General features: G+C 64.4%; 22 protein-coding genes. 6 read left to right on the top strand and 16 right to left on the bottom strand.

Annotated elements, in window-relative coordinates; all coding sequences use genetic code 11:
• Positions 1-15 precede the first annotated feature (15 nt).
• The gene (locus tag ACRYLT_RS14515) at positions 16-927 is read left to right on the top strand and encodes a diacylglycerol/lipid kinase family protein (protein WP_482664797.1); all 912 of its coding nucleotides are present in this window, start codon (positions 16-18) and stop codon (positions 925-927) included.
• Here the strand turns inward: ACRYLT_RS14515 and ACRYLT_RS14520 are convergent, their stop codons facing one another.
• Genes ACRYLT_RS14520 through ACRYLT_RS14540 form a run of 5 tightly spaced genes read right to left on the bottom strand, consistent with a single transcriptional unit; the run spans position 928 to position 8296 of the window.
• Positions 928-3552: a valine--tRNA ligase gene (locus ACRYLT_RS14520; protein WP_482664798.1), complete on the bottom strand. Its 2625-nt coding sequence runs from the start codon at positions 3550-3552 to the stop codon at positions 928-930.
• A gap of 10 nt (positions 3553-3562) precedes the next feature.
• On the bottom strand, positions 3563-5641 hold the full coding sequence (locus ACRYLT_RS14525; protein ID WP_482664799.1) for a S9 family peptidase: 2079 nt from the start codon (positions 5639-5641) through the stop codon (positions 3563-3565).
• Between the two features lie 54 nt (positions 5642-5695).
• The gene (locus tag ACRYLT_RS14530) at positions 5696-6124 is read right to left on the bottom strand and encodes a DUF2497 domain-containing protein (protein ID WP_482664800.1); all 429 of its coding nucleotides are present in this window, start codon (positions 6122-6124) and stop codon (positions 5696-5698) included.
• Positions 6121-7626, bottom strand: coding sequence for a TolC family outer membrane protein (locus ACRYLT_RS14535; RefSeq protein WP_482664801.1), 1506 nt, complete (start codon positions 7624-7626; stop codon positions 6121-6123). The genes ACRYLT_RS14530 and ACRYLT_RS14535 overlap by 4 nt, the downstream gene beginning before the upstream one ends.
• A gap of 19 nt (positions 7627-7645) precedes the next feature.
• Positions 7646-8296 (bottom strand): protein-L-isoaspartate O-methyltransferase family protein, encoded by a 651-nt coding sequence (locus ACRYLT_RS14540; RefSeq protein ID WP_482664802.1) that lies wholly within the window; start codon positions 8294-8296, stop codon positions 7646-7648.
• A 238-nt stretch (positions 8297-8534) separates the two neighbouring features.
• Between ACRYLT_RS14540 and ACRYLT_RS14545 the strand changes: the two genes are divergently transcribed.
• Positions 8535-9386 (top strand): methyltransferase domain-containing protein, encoded by an 852-nt coding sequence (locus ACRYLT_RS14545; protein WP_482664803.1) that lies wholly within the window; start codon positions 8535-8537, stop codon positions 9384-9386.
• On the opposite strand, the gene ACRYLT_RS14550 is transcribed toward ACRYLT_RS14545, so the two are convergent.
• Entirely contained in the window at positions 9383-9787 is a 405-nt protein-coding gene (locus ACRYLT_RS14550) for a (deoxy)nucleoside triphosphate pyrophosphohydrolase (protein WP_482665457.1), read from the bottom strand. The genes ACRYLT_RS14545 and ACRYLT_RS14550 overlap by 4 nt on opposite strands.
• Positions 9788-9890: 103 nt before the next feature.
• Here ACRYLT_RS14550 and ACRYLT_RS14555 point away from each other — a divergent pair, with 103 nt between their 5' ends.
• Positions 9891-10058 (top strand): Flp family type IVb pilin, encoded by a 168-nt coding sequence (locus ACRYLT_RS14555; RefSeq protein ID WP_482664804.1) that lies wholly within the window; start codon positions 9891-9893, stop codon positions 10056-10058.
• Between the two features lie 132 nt (positions 10059-10190).
• Positions 10191-10352 carry a Flp family type IVb pilin gene (locus ACRYLT_RS14560; RefSeq protein WP_482664805.1) on the top strand — a complete coding sequence of 54 codons (162 nt, stop codon included), beginning with the start codon at positions 10191-10193 and terminating at the stop codon, positions 10350-10352.
• A gap of 74 nt (positions 10353-10426) precedes the next feature.
• On the opposite strand, the gene ACRYLT_RS14565 is transcribed toward ACRYLT_RS14560, so the two are convergent.
• From ACRYLT_RS14565 to ACRYLT_RS14585, 5 genes are all read right to left on the bottom strand, one after another.
• Positions 10427-11893, bottom strand: a complete 1467-nt coding sequence (locus tag ACRYLT_RS14565) for a M48 family metalloprotease (RefSeq protein ID WP_482664806.1) — start codon at positions 11891-11893, stop codon at positions 10427-10429.
• 68 nt (positions 11894-11961) lie between these two features.
• Positions 11962-12903 (bottom strand): acetyl-CoA carboxylase carboxyltransferase subunit alpha, encoded by a 942-nt coding sequence (locus ACRYLT_RS14570; protein ID WP_482664807.1) that lies wholly within the window; start codon positions 12901-12903, stop codon positions 11962-11964.
• Positions 12904-12915: 12 nt separating this feature from the next.
• The gene (locus ACRYLT_RS14575; RefSeq protein WP_482664808.1) at positions 12916-13830 is read right to left on the bottom strand and encodes a tyrosine recombinase; all 915 of its coding nucleotides are present in this window, start codon (positions 13828-13830) and stop codon (positions 12916-12918) included.
• A complete protein-coding gene (locus ACRYLT_RS14580) occupies positions 13827-15623 on the bottom strand; it encodes a hypothetical protein (RefSeq protein WP_482664809.1) in 1797 nt (598 codons plus the stop codon). Before ACRYLT_RS14580 ends, ACRYLT_RS14575 begins: the two co-directional genes overlap by 4 nt.
• Positions 15604-15783, bottom strand: a complete 180-nt coding sequence (locus tag ACRYLT_RS14585) for a hypothetical protein (protein WP_482664810.1) — start codon at positions 15781-15783, stop codon at positions 15604-15606. Before ACRYLT_RS14585 ends, ACRYLT_RS14580 begins: the two co-directional genes overlap by 20 nt.
• Positions 15784-15882: 99 nt before the next feature.
• Between ACRYLT_RS14585 and ACRYLT_RS14590 the strand changes: the two genes are divergently transcribed.
• Entirely contained in the window at positions 15883-16371 is a 489-nt protein-coding gene (locus ACRYLT_RS14590; RefSeq protein ID WP_482665458.1) for a shikimate kinase, read from the top strand.
• 154 nt (positions 16372-16525) lie between these two features.
• Here ACRYLT_RS14590 and ACRYLT_RS14595 read toward each other — a convergent pair whose 3' ends face one another.
• The 5 genes from ACRYLT_RS14595 to radA form a co-directional block, all read right to left on the bottom strand.
• The gene (locus ACRYLT_RS14595) at positions 16526-18307 is read right to left on the bottom strand and encodes a monovalent cation:proton antiporter-2 (CPA2) family protein (RefSeq protein ID WP_482664811.1); all 1782 of its coding nucleotides are present in this window, start codon (positions 18305-18307) and stop codon (positions 16526-16528) included.
• Positions 18307-18765: an iron-sulfur cluster assembly scaffold protein gene (locus ACRYLT_RS14600; protein ID WP_482665459.1), complete on the bottom strand. Its 459-nt coding sequence runs from the start codon at positions 18763-18765 to the stop codon at positions 18307-18309. Before ACRYLT_RS14600 ends, ACRYLT_RS14595 begins: the two co-directional genes overlap by 1 nt.
• An 11-nt stretch (positions 18766-18776) precedes the next feature.
• On the bottom strand, positions 18777-20093 hold the full coding sequence (cysS, locus tag ACRYLT_RS14605; RefSeq protein ID WP_482664812.1) for a cysteine--tRNA ligase: 1317 nt from the start codon (positions 20091-20093) through the stop codon (positions 18777-18779).
• Complete coding sequence (locus tag ACRYLT_RS14610; RefSeq protein ID WP_482664813.1) at positions 20090-20623, bottom strand: CvpA family protein; 534 nt, start codon at positions 20621-20623, stop codon at positions 20090-20092. The genes cysS and ACRYLT_RS14610 overlap by 4 nt, the downstream gene beginning before the upstream one ends.
• Before the next feature lie 193 nt (positions 20624-20816).
• Positions 20817-22190, bottom strand: coding sequence for a DNA repair protein RadA (gene radA / locus ACRYLT_RS14615; RefSeq protein ID WP_482664814.1), 1374 nt, complete (start codon positions 22188-22190; stop codon positions 20817-20819).
• On the opposite strand from radA, the gene ACRYLT_RS14620 reads away from it, so the two are divergent.
• Complete coding sequence (locus ACRYLT_RS14620; RefSeq protein ID WP_482664815.1) at positions 22189-22620, top strand: HPF/RaiA family ribosome-associated protein; 432 nt, start codon at positions 22189-22191, stop codon at positions 22618-22620. The two genes, radA and ACRYLT_RS14620, sit on opposite strands and share 2 nt — an antisense overlap.
• Positions 22621-22648: the final 28 nt, after the last annotated feature.

Here is a 22648-nt window from a genome sequence, read left to right on the forward strand (position 1 = left end):
CGAGTTTGGCTCCTCGTGACAGAGAGCAAGCCCGTCCCCCGAACCGCGGTACTCGTGGTCAACGCCCATTCGAGACGGGGGCGCGAACAGCTCGACGAGGCTGTCAAAAAGCTTCGCCAGGCCAATATCGAGCTCACCGCCGTCTATCCCGTTCGCAATCCCCGGAATCTCATTTCGACCATGAAGAAGGCGGTTCGCAGCGGCGCTCCGATGGTGATCGTCGGCGGTGGCGACGGCTCTCTCTCCTGTACCGTCGACGAGGTGGTCGACCAGGAGGTCGTCTTTGCGCTGCTTCCGCTCGGGACAGCGAACAGCTTCGCGCGAACCCTCGGAATCCCGCTCGACCTGGACCGCGCCATCGAGGTGATCGCCACCGGCAAGCGGCGACGTATCGATCTGGGCAAGGTCAATGGCGATTATTTCGCCAATTGCGCCGCCATGGGCTTGTCGCCGATGATCGGTGAAGGCGTGCCGCACAGATTGAAGCGCTATCTCGGTCGGGTCGGCTACCTTATTTGGGCGGTCTACTGCCTGATCCGGTTCCGCCCCTTCCGCCTCACGGTCGACGACGGCAAGGAGATCCGCAAACTCTGGGTCAGCGAGGTTCGCATCGCCAACGGAACCTTCCATGGCGGAGTCGAGCTGATCGAGCAGGCGGACGTCGCGAGCGGGGAGATCGTGGTTCAGGCCGTGACCGGGCGGTCTAGCCTGCGGCTCATCTGGGACTGGTTCGCGCGCTATTGGAAGCTGCCGGCGCGCGATGCCGCCGCAGTGGAGTTTCATGCCCGCCGGCTCCGGATCGACGCCAGACCGCGCCAGCGAATCTCCATCGACGGCGAGGTCCTGGCGAAGACTCCTGCTGTGGTCGAAGTGGCCGAAAGGGCGATCGAGGTCGTCGTGCCCGCCGATTCGCCGAGTGCGAGCTAGTCAGCCCAGCCGGTCGAGAGCCGCCCGATATTTCTCCGCCTGAGCCGATTTCTCCGCATGATCGGCTCGGGCCTTCTCCACGGCGTCGGGCTTCGCTCGCTCCATGAAGCTCGGGTTCGACAGCCGAGCGGCAAGCGCGTCGCGCTCCTTCTCCGCCGCTTCCGCTGCCCTGGTCAGCCGGGAACGCTCGGCGCCGATATCGATGACTCCCTCCAACGGAAGGATGAAGGTGGCCTCGTCGACCACGACCTGTGCGGCCCCTCCCTCGAACGGCTCGTGGCTGAGCGAGTCGATGCGTGCGAGGCGCTGGATCGCGGGCTGGTTGCGAGCAAGCCGCGCTTCCGTCTCCTCTGAGGATTCACGGACATGGAGCGCCAGCTTGGCGGCCGGAGGCACGTTCAAGTCGGCACGGGCGGCGCGGATCCCGCTGATCACCTTGATCAGCCAGTCGATTTCGGGACCGGCCTGCGGATCAAGCGCGCGGGCATCCGGGACCGGCCATTTCGCCAGGATCAGCGGATAGGGGCGATCCCCCATCGCGTTCCAGAGCTCCTCCGTGACGAAGGGCATGAAAGGGTGAAGTAGGACCAATATCTGATCGAGCACCCAGCCGGCGACCGCCTTGGTCTCACCGTCGATCTGGCCCTTGATGAGTTCCAGATACCAGTCGCAGAACGTGTCCCAGACGAAGTGGTAGAGGCTGTTGGCGCTCTCGTCGTAACGAAGCTCCGCCAGGGCGAGATCGAGCGACTGGATCGTCTTGACTGTCTCGCCGATGATCCAGCGGTTGACCGGCAGTTCGGCCCGAGGCGGATCGATCGTCGCCGAAGCGCCAATTCCGTTGCTCTGGCAGAAACGCGCGGCGTTCCAGAGCTTGGTCGCAAAGTTGCGATAGCCTTCGACTCGCTTCTCGTCGAGCTTGATGTCCCGGCCCTGGCTTTCCATCGCGGCGAGAGTGAAACGCAGCGCGTCGGCGCCATATTTGTCGACGAGCAGCAGCGGATCCACCGTATTGCCCTTCGACTTCGACATCTTCTGGCCCTTGGCGTCGCGGACCAGGCCATGGAGATAGAGCGTCTTCCAGGGCTTCTCCCCCATGAAGTGGAAGCCCTGCATCGCCATCCGGGCATCCCAGAAGAAGATGATGTCAAACCCGGAAATCAGCACGTCGTTCGGGTAATGACGCCGCAAGGCTTCGGTCTGCTCCGGCCAGCCGAGCGTTGCGAACGGCCAAAGAGCCGACGAGAACCAGGTGTCGAGCACATCAGGGTCGCGGCGAAGAACAGCCCCCTCCCCGGCCTGTGCCTGAGCTTCGGCCTCGCTTTCAGCGACATAGACCTTGCCCTGATCGTCGTACCAGGCAGGTATCTGATGGCCCCACCAGAGCTGACGCGAGACGCACCAGGGCTGGATATTCTCGAGCCAGTTGAACCAGGTTTTTTCCCACGTCTTGGGAACGACCTTGATGTCGCCGCTGCGCACGGCCTCGATCGGCCGCTTCGCAAGCTCGGCTGCATCGACATACCATTGGTCGGTAAGCCAGGGCTCGATCACGACTCCGGAGCGATCGCCATAGGGCAACTGAATGACTCGGTCCTCGACTCGTTCGAGAAAGCCGCCGTCCTTTAGAATTTCAACCACACGCTTGCGCGCTTCGAACCGATCGAGGCCGAGGAGCTCCTTCGGGATGAGGCCGTCTGCCGTCTGGACGACACGAGCCTCGGCGTCGAACATGTTGAGCATGTCCACAGCCCTGATACCTGCCCGGCGGCCGACCTCGAAATCGTTGAAATCGTGCCCGGGCGTAATCTTGACCGCGCCCGAGCCAAGCTCCGGATCGGCATGTTCGTCCGCAATGACCGGGACCAGACGTCCGGTGATGGGGAGGCGAACCTTTCGGCCGACCAGTTCCCGATAACGCTCGTCGTCGGGATGGACCGCAACGGCCATGTCGGCCAGCATGGTTTCGGGACGCGTGGTCGCCACCTGGATGAAGCTACTGCCATCTTCGAGCGGATAGCGCAGATGCCAGAATTGGCCCTGGACCTCTTTCGTCTCGACTTCGAGATCGGAGATGGCGGTCTGGAATCTCGGGTCCCAGTTGACCAGCCTCTTGTCGCGGTAGAGCAGCCCGTCGCGATAGAGCTGGAAGAAGACCCTGGTGACTGCGGCGGAAAAACCCGGATCCATCGTGAACCGCTCGTTCGACCAGTCGCACGACGCGCCGAGCCGGCGAAGCTGGCGAGTGATCGCACCGCCGGACTGGGCTTTCCAGTCCCACACGATGTCGAGAAACTTCTCGCGCCCAAGCTCCTGACGAGTGAGGCCCTGTCCAGCGATCGTCCGCTCGACCACCATCTGGGTTGCGATTCCCGCATGGTCGGTGCCGACGACCCAGAGCGCATCCTTGCCCTGCAAGCGGGCGTGGCGCGTCAGAATGTCCTGAAGCGTGATATCCAGTGCGTGACCGATATGAAGTGAGCCGGTCACGTTGGGCGGCGGGATCACGATCGTCCAGGGCTCGGCTTCGCGCCGCTCAGGGCGGAAGAGACCCTTCTCCTCCCAATGCTGGTACCAGCGCGCTTCGATTGCGGCCGGGTCGAAGGTCTTCGGCAACTCGCTCATTCCGCCGCTCTTAGCGGCGCGGCGCGTCTCCGCCAGCCCCCCTGAGCCAGCGGTCGAGCCAGCCATGGACTTCGCGATACCATTGGATGCTGTTCTGGGGCTTCAGTATCCAGTGATTTTCGTCGGGGTAGATGAGAAGTCGAGACGGTATGTCGCGCCGCTGGAGCGCGTTGAAGGCGGCGAGCGACTGGCTGTACGGGATTCGGAAGTCGCGCTCGCCATGAATGACGAGCATCGGCGTCTGCCAGCGATCGACGAACAGGACCGGATTGTTGCGCTCCATCACCTGCGCCGCCGCGGTGTCGAAATATGGGCCGCCAAACTCCCACTCGGTGAACCACAGCTCCTCGGTTTCATAGGCCATGGCGCGAAGATCGAACACGCCGGCATGGCTGACGAGGCATTTGAAGCCGTCCGGCCACTGACCGGCGATCCAGTTGACCATATAGCCGCCATAGGAGCCGCCGAGAGCGCAGGCATTGGCCATGTCGATCTGTGGATCCTCACGACCAGCGGCGGCGAGACCCAGCCGAAGATCTTGCAAAGGTGCCCCGCCCCAGTCCCGGTTGATCGCGTCGGTGAAGGCCTGCCCATATCCGGTGGAGCCGTGGAAATCGACCGTGACCGCCGCATAGCCGGGGCTCGCGAACAGCCAAGGGTTCCAGCGGTAGGACCAGGAGTTGCCGAAGGAACCCTGTGGCCCGCCATGGATGAGGTAGGCCACGGGCAGGCGACCGCTGGCGTCCGCCGGCTTGACGATTTGGCCCCAGACGCGGTCGCCCCCCGCGCCGGCGAAGCTGAAACGCTCCACCTCGATCGGATCGAGATCGGCGAGCCGGTCGGCATTCACGGCAGTCAACCGGGTCGAGCGGCCGCGACGATCGACGCGATAAAGATCGTCGGGAGCGCTCAGGCTGTTCAGAGTATGAACGACCGTTCCGTCGGGAAGCGGGCTTACGTTGCCAGCGGTTCCGCTTCCGGTGAGGCGGGTTACACGCCCGGTGCCCACGTCGACCCGGAACAGCGGCGTGTCCAGCACCTCTCCAGCGGTCACATAAAGGCTTCGCCCGTCCGGTGCCCACGCGATCGAACCCACCGAGCGGTCCCAGTCCGCGGTCAGCGCCCTCACCTCTCCGGTGCGGAGATTGCGGAGCTGAACGACCAGACGGTCAGCCTCATAGCCTGGCCGAGCCATCGCCGCATAAGCAAGCCAGCGCCCGTCCGGGGAAACGGCCGGGAGCGTGTCCGTCGCCCGATTCCCAGCCGTCAGGTTCACTGGCGAGCTGCTGCCGTCCGCCGGCACGGCGAAGATGTCGAGATTGGTCGAGAGAGGCTCGCCCGGCCCGCCTTCACGCAGGGTGAAATAGAGCGTTCGCCCATCCGGGCTCCAGGCAATCTCCTCCGCGCCCCCGAAGGGCTTGGAAGGCGAATCGCCGGTCAGATTGGGGGCGACCGGCGTTCCGGCGCCCTGCGGAACGCCATCGACCAGAGGGAGCGTGAAGATCCGCGACCGGACCCCTGGCTCGACCCAGAAATCCCAATGGCGAACGAAAATCTCGTCATAGACCCGGCCACTGCCGCGACCGGCCGCAGGTGGCGGAACGTTCAGGCAGTTGATGTCGGCACAGGCCATGTCGCGGTCGGCCCAGATTGCGATGCGATCACCGCTCGGTGCCAGCGAGTAGCCGGAAATATCCGTGGCGAATCGAGTCACCTGCTCGGGAACGCCGTCCGGAAGCGCAACCCGCCACAATTGCTCGGACCCTGAAGCGCCGCTCAGATAGTAGAGGTATCGCCCGTCCGCGGAGAAGCGAGGATCATGCTCGTTATGCTCAGGCGACGAGCCGATCCGAACCGGTTGCGCATTGCGGCCGCCGAGATCGAGCAGCCAGAGATCGGTTCGACGGCGATTCGCGTCGAGATCGGTTTCGCTGAGCTGATAAACGGCCCAGCGCCCGTCAGGAGAGACGGTTGGCGACCCCAGCCTGCGCATGGAAGCGACGTCGGCGGCCGTGATCGGGCGAGCAATCGCGGCGGAAGCCGAAGCGAGAGCGAGCGCAGCAAGGCTCGCGGCGAACAGCATCTTCATGACTCTGGTGACTAGCAGGCGAGCCCTGAAAGGAAAACCGGAGCCGTTCCGATTTCATAGATTGCGGCCTGTGATCCGCGCAATCTCTCGAGTCACGAGCTGTTCGACGATTTCCGGGAGATGCTCGTCGAGCCACTGCTTCAGCATCGGCCGCAGCATATCGCGAACGACCGCCTCCAGAGCGCCACCGCTCTCCGAAGTCGTTTCCGCCCGCTGCCGAAGCGCCGAGAGAGCTGCGAGCCTTTCGCGACTCGCGGCCGCCGCATCGGTGGACAGCAAACCGTCCTCCGATACGGGATCGTCCAGTTCGAGCACGTCCTCCTCCTTTGGAGGAGTCGCCTCGAAGGGGACGCTGCGACGGGAGCGAGCGCCGGTTTGGCCGGAACGGCCGTCTTCGGCGATGACTCGCTTGATGGACGCGAGTATCTCCTCCATCGACGGATCCTGCTGAATGTCGCCCATATTGAGGGCCTTATCGCTCATTGATCGGGCTGTGTCACCGGTTGATTTGACGGCGCCAGGATGCCGCCGTCGCTGCGGCTTCCCGGCCGAACCTGATCCACTGGGCTGGACAGGGCAGGATCAGCGGTTCGGGTCGAATTCGGCTGTGCGGCGGGACCGTCATTCCAGTCGGACCAGCTGTTCGAATAGCGGTTGTGATATTCGGCAGGATCGTGGAGCGGGCCATTTTCGAGATTGAGATCTTCGGCCTCGGCATAGCCCATGACGTTGAGCAGCTGGAATCCCGCGACATAGGCGTCGCGTCGAGCCGTCACGAGCGCCACCTGGCTGTTCAGCAGCTCCTGCTCGGCATTGAGGACATCAAGGACATTGCGGGTCCCCACCGTCTGCTCGGCACGGGTGCCTTCCAGCGCGAGCTCGTTGGCAGCGACGGCGATCGTGTTGGATTCGATCGCCTCCTGTGCCGCCTGATAGTTGGCGTAGGCGGAACGGGCATTGGCCACCACCAGCCGTTCGACTCCAATGGCCTGTTCGAGCAAGCGGGTTCGAACCGCCTGCGATTGACGCACCCGGGCACTGGCGAGTCCCCCTTGGTAGAGCGGGATCCGTGCGGAGAGACCGATTCCGACGCTTGTCGTCGAATTGGGGGAGACCCCGACCGGCTGATCGTTCGATCCCAGCGCATTGGTGTAGCGAGAGGTGCTGACTCCGGAAATGGTGGGCAGCCGCTCCGATCGCGCCGCAGCGACATCGAAACCCGCGGCTCGGGCCTGGGCCGCGATCGACTGCAGATCGGCATTGTTGGCAAGCGCGATCTCGACGGCCTCAGCGGCCGTTGCGGGGAGGCGCGGCAATGGCGGCGGCGGCTGCAGGTCTGGAGACGGCACGTCGCCGATGATCCTCAGGAAATTCTCTTCGCTGGTCTCCAGCCGGCCCTCGGCAATGGCAAGATTGCTCCGTGCCAGCGCAAGTCGGGCTTCGGACTGAGCCACGTCGGTCCGGGTCAGGTCGCCGACCTCGAACCGATCGCGCGTCGCCTGCAGGTTGGTTTCCAGCACGCGAACCTGATTTTCGTTCAGTGCAACGATGGAGCGATCGCGAATGACATCCATGTAGGCGGACACCGCCTCGGTGAAGATGTCACCTTCGGTCGCGCGAAGATCGGCCCGGCCGGCCTCCACTCTCGTATTTGCTGCCCTGACGGCGTTCCGCACCCGACCGCCCTGCCATATGGGAACGCCAATTTCTCCCGACAAAATCACCCCTCGGCCATTGTCCCCGAGATTCGTGGTGACGACGTCCTGCTCGAATCCGGTCGTTCCCGAGACACTCGGTCGGCCCTGGGATCGGGCGATCGCCACATTCTCGTCAGTGGCTCGAAGATTCGCCCGCTGCGCCATGATGGTGGGATTGGTTTCGTAGGTCTTGGCCAAGGCCTCGCCCAGCGTGTCCGTCTGGGCAGCGGCCGTCCCCGCCACCGCCAAGGCGGCCATCCCGACCGCCGCCAGCAACCCTCCCCGCATCACGCTCTCACTCCGTTCGTCAGAAACTGAAGGTCCGCGGCTTCTCGAAGCCGGGAATCACCGCCGCCGCCGAATCCGCGAAGGCGGTCGTACCGAATGCACCGGACACCACCCTACCGACGCAGAGTCGGGATACACCGTCCTCGAGCAACGCCAGGGCGAACTCGCCGCCGTCGGCGATCTGGTCAACGATCGCCTGCGGCACATATTCCACGGCTCCGTCGATCAGGATGAAGTCGTAAGGCGCTCCAGGCTTGTGGCCCTGGACGAGAGGCCCGGTCACCAGTTCGACTCCGGTTCCCGCGAGAGCGATGCGTGCGAAATCCGCAAGCTCCCCAACTTCCTCGACTGCGACCACCGATTCGACGAGGCGCGCGAGGACGGCTGCCGCATAGCCGGTGGCGGCGCCGATCACGAGCGCCCGCTCAGGACCGCGAAGATGCGCTTCGGTCAGCATCCGGCCAAGGGCCATGGGAGAGTTGAGCTGTCGTCCATGGCCGATCGGGACCAGAGCATCGGCATAGGCCAAAGCGATCTTGTCGCGCGGAACAAAGCGCTCGCGCGGGACCTCACGCATTGCGGCCACGACCCGGGGATCGTTGACCCCGGTGGTTCGCAACTGGCTGGCCACCATCGCGTGGCGCATATGTTCGAAATTATGTTCCGTCATCGCTCTTCGTACTCGCACAGCTGTCTTACTTACGCAATACACTAATTGGTTTCAGCTTGTATCGAGAAGCGTTCATCGAGCCAAGCGTGGAGTAAGTCGGCATTCACGAACGGCAGCAAGAGCCGTGCCAGCACTTGCCACAGGGATGCTGGCCGAAGAGGCGTCCGAAATCGGACAATCCTGTCCGTCTTCGGACAGAAGCTTGGCGCAGCACCCGACTTTGCGGTAGCGCCGCGAAATGGAGGATCGTCCTTTCGATCGACAACTTCGCCGCGCCCGCCGCGACCGCGCGGCAGCGGCCGGATCAACCGCGGACTATCTCCATCGCAGGGTTGCAGACGAGCTGCTCGAGCGGCTCGACATCGTGTCTCGCGAGTTCCGGCTGGCACTCGATCTCGGATGCGCTTGGGGTCATCTGACGGAGCGACTGATCGAGCGAGGTCTGGAGGTCGTTTCCGTCGACAGCGGCCGCGACTTCGCACGACTCGGCGTCCAGTGCGACGAGGATCGACTGCCGATTGCCGATGCATCCTTCGACCTCGTGGTGTCCGTGGGCGTCCTGGACACGGTGAACGACCTCCCCGGCGCCCTTGCGCTGGCGCGAAGGGTGCTAAAGCCGGACGGGCTCTTTCTGGGAGCCTTTGCCGGCGCCGGGAGTCTCCCGCGACTGCGGAGCGCGATCCGCGCCGCCGAGGAGGCCGAAGGCTCCCCAGCCTCCCCGCGAATTCATCCGCAGATCGACGTCAGGGCCGCCGGTGACTTGCTGACCCGTGCCGGCTTCGCCCTGCCGGTCGTCGATTGCGAGACCATCGCCGTGCGCTTTTCGTCGCTGCCAAGCCTGGTTTCGGACCTGCGAGCGATGGGCGCCACCAACATGCTCGTCGAGCGATCGAAACGGCCCTTCGGTCGCCTGGGTCTTGCGGCAGCCATGGCGGACTTCGCCGATCGAGCGGATGCGGACGGAAAAACGGCCGAACGGTTCGAAATCATTCATGTAAGCGGATGGGCGCCCTCACCCGATCAACCGAAACCCGCTCGGCGTGGCAGCGCGACGGCTTCGCTGGCCGACGCGCTTGGGCGAAAAGGCTAGCCGGCGCTACCCACCGTCAGCCTTTCAAGCAATCTGATCAATGGTCGGTCTGCCGGTGGCATCGCCAGGTCGCGCATGCGCTCCAATGTCACCCATTGCAGGTCGCTGGCGTCGAGCGGTCGCGGCTCGCCCCGCCAGTCGCGACAGATATACAAGAGCAAGGTCATATGAGTGTCGCCCACGAAGGCGCTGGCGAAGCAGGTCGCCTCGAGACTCTCGGCTCGAACTTCGATCCCCAATTCTTCCCCCAGTTCGCGGACCAGCGCCGCTTCGGGCGTTTCGCCTTCCTCCACCTTTCCGCCCGGAAATTCCCACATCCCCGCCATGGCTCGGCCGGGTGCCCGTTGCTGAACCAGGATCCTGCCACGGGCATCCATGAGAGCGGCCGCCACCACGGTCATTGTCGGATTTTTTTTCAACTCGGGCTCCTCCGGTAGGAATCCGTTAAGGACCTCAGCCTATTTCCCGTGGAGATCGGCAGTGATGCCAGATCGGGGACGGGCGATGCGGCGTTTCTTCGAATTATTCAAGGATCAGCGCGGCGCGACCGCAGTGGAATACGGCCTGATCCTGGCGATGATCTTCCTCGCCATGGTAGCTGGCGTCAGTCGTTTCGCCGGCGCCACCATCGATATGTGGAACCACGTGTCGAACGAGGTTCGTAGCAATTGACCGGAATTAAATGTTTGGAAACCTCCGCCTCTTAGAAGCGCAAGCTAGCTGACCCCGATCGATCGACAGGGCGGCAAGGAAGTGTGGGCTTCCGAAACGTGGGAAGTGGAACTGGATACAAGGAGACCGGGAATGTTCATTCGCAAGATTTTCAAGGACAAGAAGGGCGCCACCGCCATCGAGTACGGCCTGATCGCCGCCCTCATCGCCGTCGCCGCCATCACTGCCATGCAGGGTCTTGGTACCCAGCTCAGCAATACCTTCAACACCGTTTCGACGAAGATGAAGAGCTAATTCAAGAAGAGCTCGGCTAGAAGACGGGCGGCGGAACGTGAGTTCCGCCGCCCTTTTCTTTTGCCTCCCGATCTTCAGCGACGCTGGCCCCAGACCACAAGCTTGACCCGTTGTCCGGGCTGCAGCGTGTCTCCGGCCGCCAGACCGTTCAGGATTCGGAACCGCTCCACCTGATAGTTGGAATAGGCCATACGCTGAGCCAAGCCTTGCACCGTATCGCCGCGCCCGACCGTGACCACGTCGATCACTCGCGGACGGATCGCCGCCGCTTCCTGAGCGGACAGTCGCCGCACCGACTGGATCATCGCGCCGAAGGGACCCACACCGCTGCCGCCGGGAGCTACCGTGAGGAAGTAGAAGGCCTGGCTGGGCGAGAATTCGTAGGCGACGACACTCACGTCCGCGACCGAGTTCTGACTTTGGACTCGGGCCGTCGAGATGGCGGCCGGAATTCCGTTGATGGTGGTGCGCTGCGGCCGCGAATAGGGTATCTGCGTCTGACCGCCGACGGCCCGGAACACCTGTCCGATGAAGGCGTCGAGGTCACCGGAATATTGCGCGGTCGAGAATTGCGCTTGTCCCCCCTGCCCTAGGATGGCGACGGCACGGGTGCCGTTCTGGATCCCGTAACCCTGGGGCGCCGTGAAGGCGAAGCGGAGGTCGGGGTGCCGGAAATCGTTGCCGTCAACGACGCCTTGCGCCGGATCGTCGTCGAAGATCATGCCGTCAATCAGCGACAGGAACCGGTCACGATTGACGGCGCCCTGCCCCGCCCTTCCGGTCGCCTGCGCCTGCTGCTGCGCCCGCCTCACGCGATCGATGCTCGTGGGGTGAGTTCGAGCCCAGCTCGGCACGGCGCGCTGATCTTCCTGCTGGCCGGAAAAGCGCGCCTGCATGTCGCCATAGGCGCCCAGCGTCGCGAGAATGCCCGTAGAGGCGAGCGGATCGAAACCCGCCCCGGCCATGTAGCGAATGCCGAGATCGTCAGCCTCGAATTCCTGGCTCCGCGAATAGGAAAGGACGAATTGCTGCGCGATCCCGCCGACGGCCTGTGCGATCTGCCCCGATCCGGTGACGACGCCCACCAGCAGCGCTCCGAGCTGCGAGAAGAGGCTTCGGTTCTGGCGCTCCGCCGAATGATCGGCTGCGATATGTCCCGCTTCGTGTCCGAGCACGAAGGCGAGCTCTTCCTCGCTGTTCATGAGCGCGAGCAACTGGCGCGTGATATAGATTCGGCCGCCAGGAACGGCGAAAGCGTTGGCGACCGGCGAGTTGAGCGTGGTGAAGGTGTAGATGCCCGTGCCCGCCCCCTGCAGTCGAGACTGAGCGGCAACCCGTCGACCGAGATCATTGACATAGGCACTGATGGATCCCCCCATTTCGCCGCCGAATTCCTGGAGGATCTGCGGATGCTGCTGTGCCGCCTGCTGCGCGGACTGCTGGGAGATGGTGCGCTGCTCACCGCTCCCGGAAAGGCCTGAAGTTGCGCACCCCGCCGTCGCAAGCGAAGCGGCGAGCGCGATAAGCAGTTTCGATTTCATGGGCTGGCTACTCCTCACACGGGCGAAACGACGCCGCGTGAGTGAACACCGTTACGGGGGCGAGGTTCCTAACCTATCGTCAGGTACTTCTGGCGACGCTGGGAACGAAGCTCGGCCGGAGAGAGAGCGGAAAGGGAGTCGATCTCCTCGGCGATTGCGGTTCCAAGCGTCTCGATCGCGGCGGTTCGGTCGCGATGAGCGCCGCCCACCGGCTCCGGCACGACGCGCTCGATGATCCCCAGCTGCTGAAGATCGGCGGCGGTGATCCGCATGGCCTCGGCCGCATCCGCAGCCTTTTCCGCCGTTCGCCAGAGGATGGAGGCGCAGCCCTCCGGCGATATGACCGAATAAACGCTATGTTCCAGCATCAGGACGCGATTGGCCGCAGCAATGGCGATCGCGCCGCCGGATCCTCCCTCGCCGACAATGGCCGCCACCAAGGGCACGCCCAGTGACAGGCACTGTTCGGTCGACCGGGCAATCGCCTCCGCCTGACCGCGCTCCTCGGCCTGAACGCCCGGGAACGCACCCGCTGTATCGACCAGCGTGACCACGGGAAGTCCGAAGCGGTCGGCGAGCTCCATCAATCGGATCGCCTTGCGATACCCTTCCGGCCTGGCCATTCCGAAATTGTGCTTCAGCCGGCTCGCCGTGTCGTCGCCCTTCTCGTGGCCGATGAGGACGACCTTCCGTCCCCGCAGCTTGCCAAGACCACCGACAATCGCCTGGTCTTCGCCGAAATTCCGATCGCCGGCCAAAGGCACGAAATCCTCGACCAGCGCTGCGACATAGTCCTTGAAATGAGGGCGCTCCGGATGACGTGCCACCTGCGCCTTCTGCCAGGGCGTCAACCGGGCGTAGGTTTCCCGAAGCAGACGCTCCGAACGTTCTTCGAGCCGCCTGACCTCGGCCTCGATATTGAGCTCGCCAGCCGACGCCGTTTCGCGAAGCTCGGCGATCTTCGCCTCAAGTTCGGCGATCGGTTTTTCGAAATCGAGAAAAGTGGGCATCGGCGCGGCGGGTTAGGCTGGCTTCCGCCGCGCGTCAACGCGGCCGCGTTCGGCAAGCGGGTGTCGGCTGTTGACGAGCTCGATCAAGCGACGCGAATCGACGTGGGTGTAGATCTGCGTCGTGGCGATATCGGCATGACCCAACAGCATCTGAACGGCCCTGAGATCCGCACCGCCCTCAAGGAGGTGGGTGGCGAAAGCATGGCGAAGGACATGCGGGCTGATCCGGTCCGGCGGTATTCCGGCATCCGCTGCAAGCTCCTTGATGAGCTGATATAGTCGGACCCGGCTGAGGTGCTTCTTACCGGACGGGAAAAGCCAAGCGGAGTCGAGCGGCACCTGCTTCAGATATTCGGCCACCGCGCCGCGCGCGCGGTCCGAAAGCGGGACCAATCGGTCGCGGCCGCCTTTGCCCTTCAGGATCAGAAAGGGTTTATCGGGAGAGATGGCGTTGCGCGGGAGGGAAACCAGCTCGCTCGCTCGAAGTCCCGAGCCGTAGAGCAGTTCGACCAGAGCCGCGAGACGCAGTGGAGCCGTTCCGCCCCCCGCCTTGCGGCGGTCGATCTCTCGGAACAGCGCATCGAGCGCCGAATGGTCCAGAACCTTTGGCAGCGATCGCTCGGAACCCGGCCGCGGAAGCGCACCCGTAGGATCGTCGTCCCGGATCCCCTCGTCGCGAAGAAAGCCGAAGAAGCGGCGAAGCGCCGCGGCTTTTCGAGCCAAGGTAGCGCGCTTCAACGGCAGCCAATGCTCCGACAGCCGATGAAGCTCATCGACCTTCGCTTGAGCCAGACGGCCGTCCAACAGCTCGGACGCGCCGGAAAGATCCCGGCTATAGGCCAGCAGGGTGTTGCGTGCCGCTCCGGCTTCGGCCGCCATCATCTCGAGGAAGGCCGCGATGAGCCGCCGGTCCTCAGCTGGGGTCACAGCCGAGTCAGCGCCTCGGCCGCGATCATCCGGGCCTCATATTCGAGGCCTACCGCTCGCAGGGCTCGGATGATCCTGAACAGATAGGCCGGCGGAACCCCCCGCCAATCGGAGGTCTGCATCCCGATCGCAGCGAGAAGCGCCACCGTTCCCGGCTGCCTCGCCTGCGCCGCCCGGTCGATCGCCATGGTCCAGCCATCGCTTCTGCCAAGATCGACCCCGGCTCGAGAAGCCAGCCGTGATGCGTCTTCCGGGGACAGTCGTCCCAGTCCGGCGAGCGCAGCGATCAGGAACTGTGCCCTTCGACCATCGCTGCTGCCGTCCTCGCCGACAAAATCTTCGACTCGGCTCGCGGCGACATCGATTTCCCCTTGGGGCGACGACACGGCCAGCAGCGCCCATGACCATTGGTCGCCGCTTCCCTCCACGACAGGCGCCCAGCGAAGAGCCTGCCGGTCATATCCCGCGGCAAGCATGGAGGCAATCAGACTGCCGATGTTGCCGGAATGATCTTCGGAAGGCGGGATCCGTGCCGCTGCTCCAGCGGTGAGGATCAGGCGAGCATAACGATCGCCTTCCGCCTCGTCCCATAAGGTTCGCATCGTCTCGACGCGCTCGGAGGGGTCGCGGTGCACCCAGGCCGTGCGGAGCCGGGCACCGACCGTGCCGCTCGCTTCGGACGGATCCGTCTGATCCAGCATCAAGCTGTAGATCTCGACCAAAGCGTTCGAGGAGAATACCCCAAGTCGAGCGGCGACGGCTGCCGCGGCAAGGCGCTGCTCCAGCGGCAGCATCGGCGCCCGGGCCTGCCAGGCCTGCAGTCGAGGCCCCGCTCGGACCATCAAAGGTGCAGGGATTTCGACTCCCGTGGCACTGGCGAGGCCGAACCGCCAAGGATTGATCTCGGTGACGTTTTCCCAGTCGATCTGAGCGGCTCGGCGAGTCTCGGCGGCAGCTCCGATCACCTTCTCCGCGAGAAGCACGTCGATCGGCGTTCCTGCCTGACGTCGCGCCTCATCGGCCAGCGCCGAGGCTCGGGCGGGTTCGCCCTCGAGTGCAGCGCACATGGCTTCGGCCAGCGCCCATACTGGTTCGTCGGATCGCTCGCGTGCCGGGCCGACGATCGGGCAGAGCGCCGCCGGGTCAGCGGTCGCCAGCGCCGTCTGAGCCGCGACCTCGATCATCCTCGGCGTGTAGAACTCCCGGTCTACCGACTGGACAAGAATTCGCGCCGCATCCGCTTCGCCCATTTTCAGGAGCAGGTCGGCGCGTTCGGCGACCCAATCGACCGGATGCAGGCCGGCAGGCGCCTGGACCCGCGAAAGCAAAGCGCGGCGCAGGAGAATGGAAGTCCAGCGCGACGGCAGCGGCGCGTCCAGGCGCCGCATCAGCGAAGCCAGCAACACTCCATTGGAATTGCCGAAGGCGTTGACGGGCAGGCCGAAATTGCCAGGCTGCAGTGGTCCGATGACATCGAAGGGGCGTGCCGCTCCCTCCGGGATTGAGAAATAGTTGGTTGGACGCGGCGGCTCCAGCGCCTCGAGGTCTTCGCTCGCGGCATCGTCGACGGCAGTCGCAGCGGGTCCAGCGGGCGGCGCCGGTGGTGGAGCCGGCGCCGGAGCGGCTGGCGGCTGATCCGGCGGCGGTTCCGCCGGCGGTAGAGACTGAGGATCGCCGAAGCCCGGCGGCAGCAGCGATTCGGGCGACTCCCTCTCCTGGCTGGAAGCCGGGATCGCGACGAGCAGGGCCGCGACCCCGGCCAGGAGCAGGGCCTTACTGGGCCAGGACTTCATTCGTGACGTCCTGCTCGATCCTCGTCGTCGGGACTTCGGTGTCGACCGTCGAAAGATAGATCAGAAAACCGATCAAAAGCACGACCAGCGCAATCAGGATGATCGGCAGTGGGGATCGGCGACGGCGCTGGGGACCGAAATCATATCTGGGCCTGGGCATGACGGGCCTTTTGCCCCAGCGAAGCTCAGGATGTATAGCCCCCGCTTCATGGCAGTGAGGGGATTTCGGGTCGGCCGACCAATTGCGCTCGTCGGCATGATGGGCGCTGGCAAGTCGACCGTCGGCCGCCGTCTGGCCGAGCGCCTCCAGCTGCCGTTTGCCGACAGCGACGAAGAAATCGTGCGGAGTTCGGGTCTGAGCGTTGCCGAGATCTTCGAAGTGGATGGCGAGAGCCGCTTCCGGGAATTGGAGCGGCAAGCGATCGAACGTCTGACCAGCGCTCAGGCCGTGATCGCCACAGGAGGCGGTGCCCTGATCGATAAGGTAAGCCGCAGGCTGATCCTCGAGCGCTGTCTCGCCGTCTGGATTCGAGCCGAGATCGAAACCCTGGCCCAGCGAGTCTGCGAGGGCGATCAACGCCCGCTACTGAAGACCGGCAACGGCAGAATGGAGCTCTCGCGAATCGCTGATCAGCGATTGCCGCTTTATCGCCAAGCGCACTTCAGCGTTCGAAGCGACTCGGCAACACCGGATCAGGTCGTGGATCAAATCATAGCTCTTCTGGAGCGGCAGCGAGTTCAGGAGTGAAGCGGATTCGAGCGGGCTGGGCAGACATCCTCCGCGCTGAGTGCCAAGTTGCTTGCCAAGCAGCGGGAACACTATGATTTCAAGCCCTTCGGTGTCGTGCACTTTCTTATCAAAGATCGAATCGCGCCCGAACAGCCGGCTTCTCCAGCGTCAGTCAGCCGGGCTCTCGATCGGCTAACCGATTCTCCGGCGTGAACATGCGGTCCTTGAGTGCATGCAGGTCGCCGGAGCTTGCCTGAATATCAAGCCGCTCCTGATCGCGGCGCCGGTACTCCTGTTCGACCCGATCGACTTCCTGCTGGTCGAAGCAAAAGAGCGCCAGGGCTTCACGCCCCATCGTCACCGCCGACTCGAAGACCTCCCGGACCACGCACTTGAGATCGAGCGAGCGCAGGTCGAGCCAATGGCGACGATCGAAGGCGCGAACGAAAACAGCCGCTTGTGGAAAGGTTTCGAGAATCGGTTCGAGCCTGCGCGCAGGCACCTGTCCATCCAGGCAGAACAGGATCGCCTTGGCTTCCGCCGCGCCGGCGAGACGAAGAAGATCGATCCGGGTGCCGTCGCCATAATAGACCTTCATCCCGAAGCTGCCGGAGAGTTCGATCTGGCTCGGCTTCGAATCGATCAGCGTTACCGGTACGCCCTTGGCCATCAACATCTGCGCGACCGTCTGGCCGAAGCGACCATAGCCCACGACGATCGCCGCCGACGGCCCCGATTTTTCCGGTCCGTCCAGGCCAGCCCCGCCGCCACGGGTCGATCGGCGATCGAGCCAGTCGTTGAACATCATCAGAAACGGCGTTGAAGCCATGGAAATCGTCACGATCGCACTGAACAGGCTCGCTGCCTCCGGCTCGATCAGGACAGCCTGCTGCGCGGCGGCAAAGAGGACGAAGCCGAACTCTCCTCCCTGGCTAAGAAGAAGGCCCAATTTCAACGCAGGGCGGGTTTCCATGCCGAACGCACGAGCGATCCCGAACAGCACGGCCGCCTTCAGAGCGATGAGGCCGATCGCCATACCGATCACGAACATCGGCCGCTCCGCAATGGCGCCAAGATCGAGCATCATCCCGACCGCGACGAAGAACAGTCCCAGGAGGATCGACCGAAAGGGGTCGATGTCGGCTTCGAGTTCGTGCCGATAGGGCGAATCGGCCAGCATCACACCAGCGACAAAGGCGCCAAGCGCTGTCGACAGGTGGAGAGTTTCCATCACTGCTGCGCTGGCGAGAACGATGAACAGTCCAGCGACCACGAACAATTCGCGCTCGCTGATCCGCCCAACCAGCCGAAACAGCGGATTGATCAGAAAACGTCCGGCGAGAACAAGCCCGGCGATCGCCGCGACGGTATAGAGCCCCAACTGCCAACCGGGTGGAGCGAGCGGATCGGCGGGAGCTCGTGACAGCGCTGCGGTAATGGTGAGGAGCGGAACGATCGAAAGATCCTGAAAAAGGAGGATCGAAAAGGCGCGCTCCCCCGGGCGAGTGTTGATCGAACCATCGGCGCGCAGGCTTGGAAGCACCTGCGCTGTCGAAGACAAAGCGAGAGGGAGGCCGATCGCGAGTGCGGCCGCGAAACTGAAGCCGGTTGCCGCATAGACGAGACCGGTGATCGCCATCCCGCTCAGCGCGACCTGAAGGAAGCCGAGCCCGAAAATGTCGTGCTTAAGTCGCCAGAGCCGCTTGGGATTGAGCTCGAGCCCCACCAGGAAAAGCAGAAGCACGATCCCGAGATCGGCGATGTGCAACATGCTCTCCGCAGCCTGAATCAGCCCAAGCCCGCTGGGGCCGATCAGCGCACCCGCCACCAGGTAGCCCAGCACCGCGCCGAGGCCGAAGCGGCGGAAGAGCATCACGAACAGCATGGCCGCGCCGAGCATGATGACGCCGTCGCGAAGGACTAGGGCGGTCGTCGCGGCGGCTTCCTGTTCCATCAGGGCGCCTTTGGCCGGGAGGCCGTGACGCTCGCCCTCGCGGCCGCTTCGGCCGCGGCCTCGAAGGCCAGCAGAATCGATGCGTGCCGGGCGGCATATCGGCGCGCTTCGCCGAACAAGGCGAGCCCCGGCCAGGTGCCGGGGTCATTCCGTCTTCCAGCGAGGAAATCCGCAAGACGATCTCGCGCCTCGCTCAGCTCAGCCGGAGTGCGCCCGATCGCCGTCGCTCCCAGCAAGGATGCGGACGCCTGCCCAAGAGCGCAGGCCCGCACCTCCTGTCCGATCGCGACGACCCGCCCTTGCTGGTCCAGATTGACGTCGACGATCACCCGGCTGCCGCACACGGGCGACGTCTTCTCAACACTCGCCTGCGGACTCTCGAGCCGCCGCTGGTGCGGTATCGAGGCGGCAAGCCTGAGGATGTCGCGATTGTAGAGAATGGTCGCCACGGCGGGCATATAGGTCCGGCTCAGGCTCTGCGCCACGTCGTCCCTTGCGGACCATCTTCAAGGACGATCCCCTCCGCCGCGAGCTCCGCCCGGATCCGGTCCGCTTCCGCGAAATCGCGCCGCTTCTTCGCCTCGGTTCGGGCAAGAACCAGACCGTCGATTCGTTGGTCGCCGCCGCCCTGGAACCACTCGCTCCCGTCGGTGCCGAGCAGCCCGAGCAAGCGCGCGCTGGCGCGAAGTGTGGCGGGATCCTCGATCCGCGACAGGCGCGACAGTGCGAGCGGCGTGTTGAGATCGTCGGCGAGCGCCTGCAGGACTTCGGGATCGCATTCGCCGGGCTCTGATTCGCCCGCCTGTCTATAGAGACGGTCGAGAGTCGCCTTGCTCTGGGCGACAAGCTGCGGCGACCATTCAAGCGGCTGGCGATAATGGGCGGACAGCAGCGCGAGGCGAAGCACCTCGCCCTTGTGTCCCTGTTCGAGCAACTCGGCGACCGTCACGACATTGCCGAGGCTCTTCGACATCTTCTCGCCGCCCGCCATGGAGAGAAACCCGTTATGCATCCAGTAGCGGGCGAGCGGAGCGCCATCATGGGCGCAGCGGCTCTGGGCGATCTCGTTCTCATGATGCGGGAAGATGAGGTCCAGTCCACCCCCATGGATATCGATGGTCCGTCCGAGATGCTTTTCGATCATCGCCGAGCATTCGATATGCCAACCTGGACGGCCCCGGCCCCAGGGCGAGTTCCACCCGATCACCTGATCCGGCGAAGGCTTCCAGAGCACGAAGTCGGCCGGATCCTTCTTGTAGGATGCGACATCGACCCGGGCTCCCGCGATCATCGCCTCGCGGTCGCGACGGCCGAGAGCGCCATAATTGGGGTCGCTGGGTACATGGAACAGGACGTGACCGTCCGCCTCGTAAGCATGGCCGGTCTCGATGAGGCGACCGATCATCGCAATCATCTCGGCGATATGATGCGTGGCATGGGGAGCCACATTCGGTGGCTGGACGCCAAGGGCGCCCATGTCCTCAAGGTAGAAATTCTCGTACCGACGGGTGATCAGTTCCGGATCGACCCCTTCGCTCCTGGCAGCATCGATGATTTTGTCGTCCACGTCCGTGACGTTGCGGGCATAGACGACGCGATCTTCGCCATAGACGCGGCGGAGCAGCCGGGCGAGGACGTCGAACACCACCGCCGGACGTGCATTGCCGATATGGGCGCGATTGTAGACGGTGGGACCGCAGACGTAGATGGTGACCCGCTGGGGATCGGCGGGCTCGAAGACTCGCTTCTCCCGCGCCATCGTGTCGTAAAGGCGGATCTGGGTCATGGCTCGTCGGCTCGAGTCCGATCGCCGGGATTCGAGCTGCTTCGCCGGGACTCGACGAGGTCGGCGATCGCCTCCCCACTGGCATGGAGCAACGGATACGTCCGCGCCTCAGCCATCCAGTCGGGTCGAGCCACGGCTCGCCCCCACAGCATGTCGTAGACGAAGTTGATCGCCAGATAGAGCAGCGTCGCTCCGATCAGGCCCTTCAACGCTCCGAAACCGGCGCCGAGCAGCCGGTCGATCGGCCCGACGACGGACTTGCGAACCCTGCCCCCGAGACGATGCGAAGCGAGCTTGCCCACCAGGAACACCGAGCCGAAGACCAGCACGAAGGCCGCAAGCCAGGCACCGCTGCCGACCGGCCCGCGGAGCATCTCAACAACCGGCGCGTGAAACCAGCTCAACGCGACGATCCCGAGGATCCAGGCGAAAAGCGAGAGGATCTCAGCGACGAAGCCGCGCAGCAATCCGAAGACGAGGCCCGCCCCGACGAGAACGACGACGACGATATCGAGAGCGGTGAGGTCCATGGCGCCGGTGAGTAGTGCGAGAGCGCTTCGCTTGGAAAGTCCTTTCCGTTGTCCGGCCTCAAGCCGAACCCGAACGGGAGCATCCGCTCAGCCTGTCGGACGCCGCTGGCGGCGCCTGCAATTGCAGCGGCCCAATCGTGAAGGTCGGCCGAGCGAGCTCACGAAGCATTGGGAAGTTTCGACGCTGGGACTCTCAGGCCCGGCCCAGGAGATGGTCGACGAGCTGCGCCAGCGTCGGGAATCCCGACGAGGCCAGCACAGCCTTGTCGTCAGCGAGCGCGGCAGGAACGAGCGCGCGCTCGAAGCCGAGTTTCGCCGCCTCCTTGAGTCGAAGGGCGGCATGGGCCACGGGCCGAAGCTCACCGGACAGCGCAACCTCGCCAAAGGCGATGGTCTCGGCCGGAACCGGCCGTTCGGCCAACGCCGAAACCAGGGCCGCCGCCACTGCCATGTCTGCGGCAGGGTCGGTCACCCGATAGCCTCCGGCGACGTTGAGATAGACCTCGGCGGTCGAGAAGCTGAGACCGCATCGCGCTTCGAGCACGGCGAGAATCATCGCCAACCGCCCTGAATCCCAACCCACGGCGGCCCGGCGAGGGGTCGCGCCGCTCGCGAGTCGAACGGTGAGCGCCTGAATCTCCACCAGGACCGGCCGGGTGCCCTCAAGCGCGGGAAATACTACTGCCCCCGGCACAGCCTCCCCCCGGTGGGTGAGGAAGAGGGCCGACGGATTGGAGACTTCGGCCAGGCCACCCTCGGCCATGGCGAAGACTCCGATCTCGTCGGTACCGCCGAACCGGTTCTTGACGGCTCGGAGAATCCGGTACTGATGGCTTCGTTCGCCTTCGAAACTCAGTACCGTGTCGACCATGTGCTCCAGCACCCTTGGGCCGGCAATGGCTCCGTCCTTGGTGACATGGCCGACGAGGACGAGAGCCGCCCCACTCTCCTTTGCGAAGCGGATCAGCTCATGGGCGGAGGCCCGAACCTGGCTGACCGTTCCCGGCGCTCCTTCGATCAGGTCGGAATACATGGTCTGGATCGAGTCGATGACGATCAGCGCCGGCGGCGCCGAATCGGCCAGAGTCGTGAGGATGTCACGGACGGAGGTAGCGGCGGCCAGGCGGAGCGGAGCGGCAGCGAGGCCCAGACGGCGCGCCCGCAACCTGACCTGGTCCGCCGCCTCCTCTCCGGAAATGTAGGCGACGCCGAGGCCCTTCGCGGCAACCCTTGCCGCAGCCTGCAGCAGGAGCGTCGATTTACCGATGCCGGGATCGCCGCCGATCAGGGTCGCCGATCCGGCAACGAGGCCGCCCCCGAGCGCTCGGTCGAATTCGGCAATTCCGGTTCCGATCCGATCCGGCAGCGCGACCGCGCTGTCGAGAGCAACGAGTTCGATCCGCCGACCACCCCCGCGAAGATCGTGCTTTGCCGAGAAGGGCGTGACGACTCCAGCCTGATCCTCGACCAGACTGTTCCATTCGCCGCAGTCTGGGCACTGTCCCACCCAGCGATTGCTGACAGAGCCGCAGAGCTGGCACGTGTAGCGTTTCTTCGGCTTTGCCATGTTCGGGAGGCTAGCGGAACGCAGGGTGAACATCCAGATCAAATCCGGATCATGGAACGTCGCAGCCGTGCGCCGCATTATCACCGGCACAGACAGCGTGGAGGTTCCCTTGTTCGTCCAGATCAACACCGACAATCAGATCAAGTCCGACGCCGAAGCGAATGAGCGGCTGGAGCAGCGAATCCGGCAGAAGCTGCGGCGCTTCGAGCGGCGGCTGACTCATGTCGAGCTTCATGTATCCGATACGAATGGCAGCAAGGGTGGGACAGACAAACGTGTGAGCCTCGAGGTCCGACCGAGCGGACACGATCCGCTCGCCGTGCATGCCGACGCGCAGCGGGTCGAGGATGCGGTCGGTGCGGCCGCCGACAAAGCCGCAAAGGCGCTCGATCATTTGCTTGGAAAGCTGAACGACGCCCGCCCACATTGAATATTGCGCACGATCGGGCGGATGGCCA

It is taken from the genome of Sphingosinicella sp. SM1-17 (assembly GCF_056821765.1).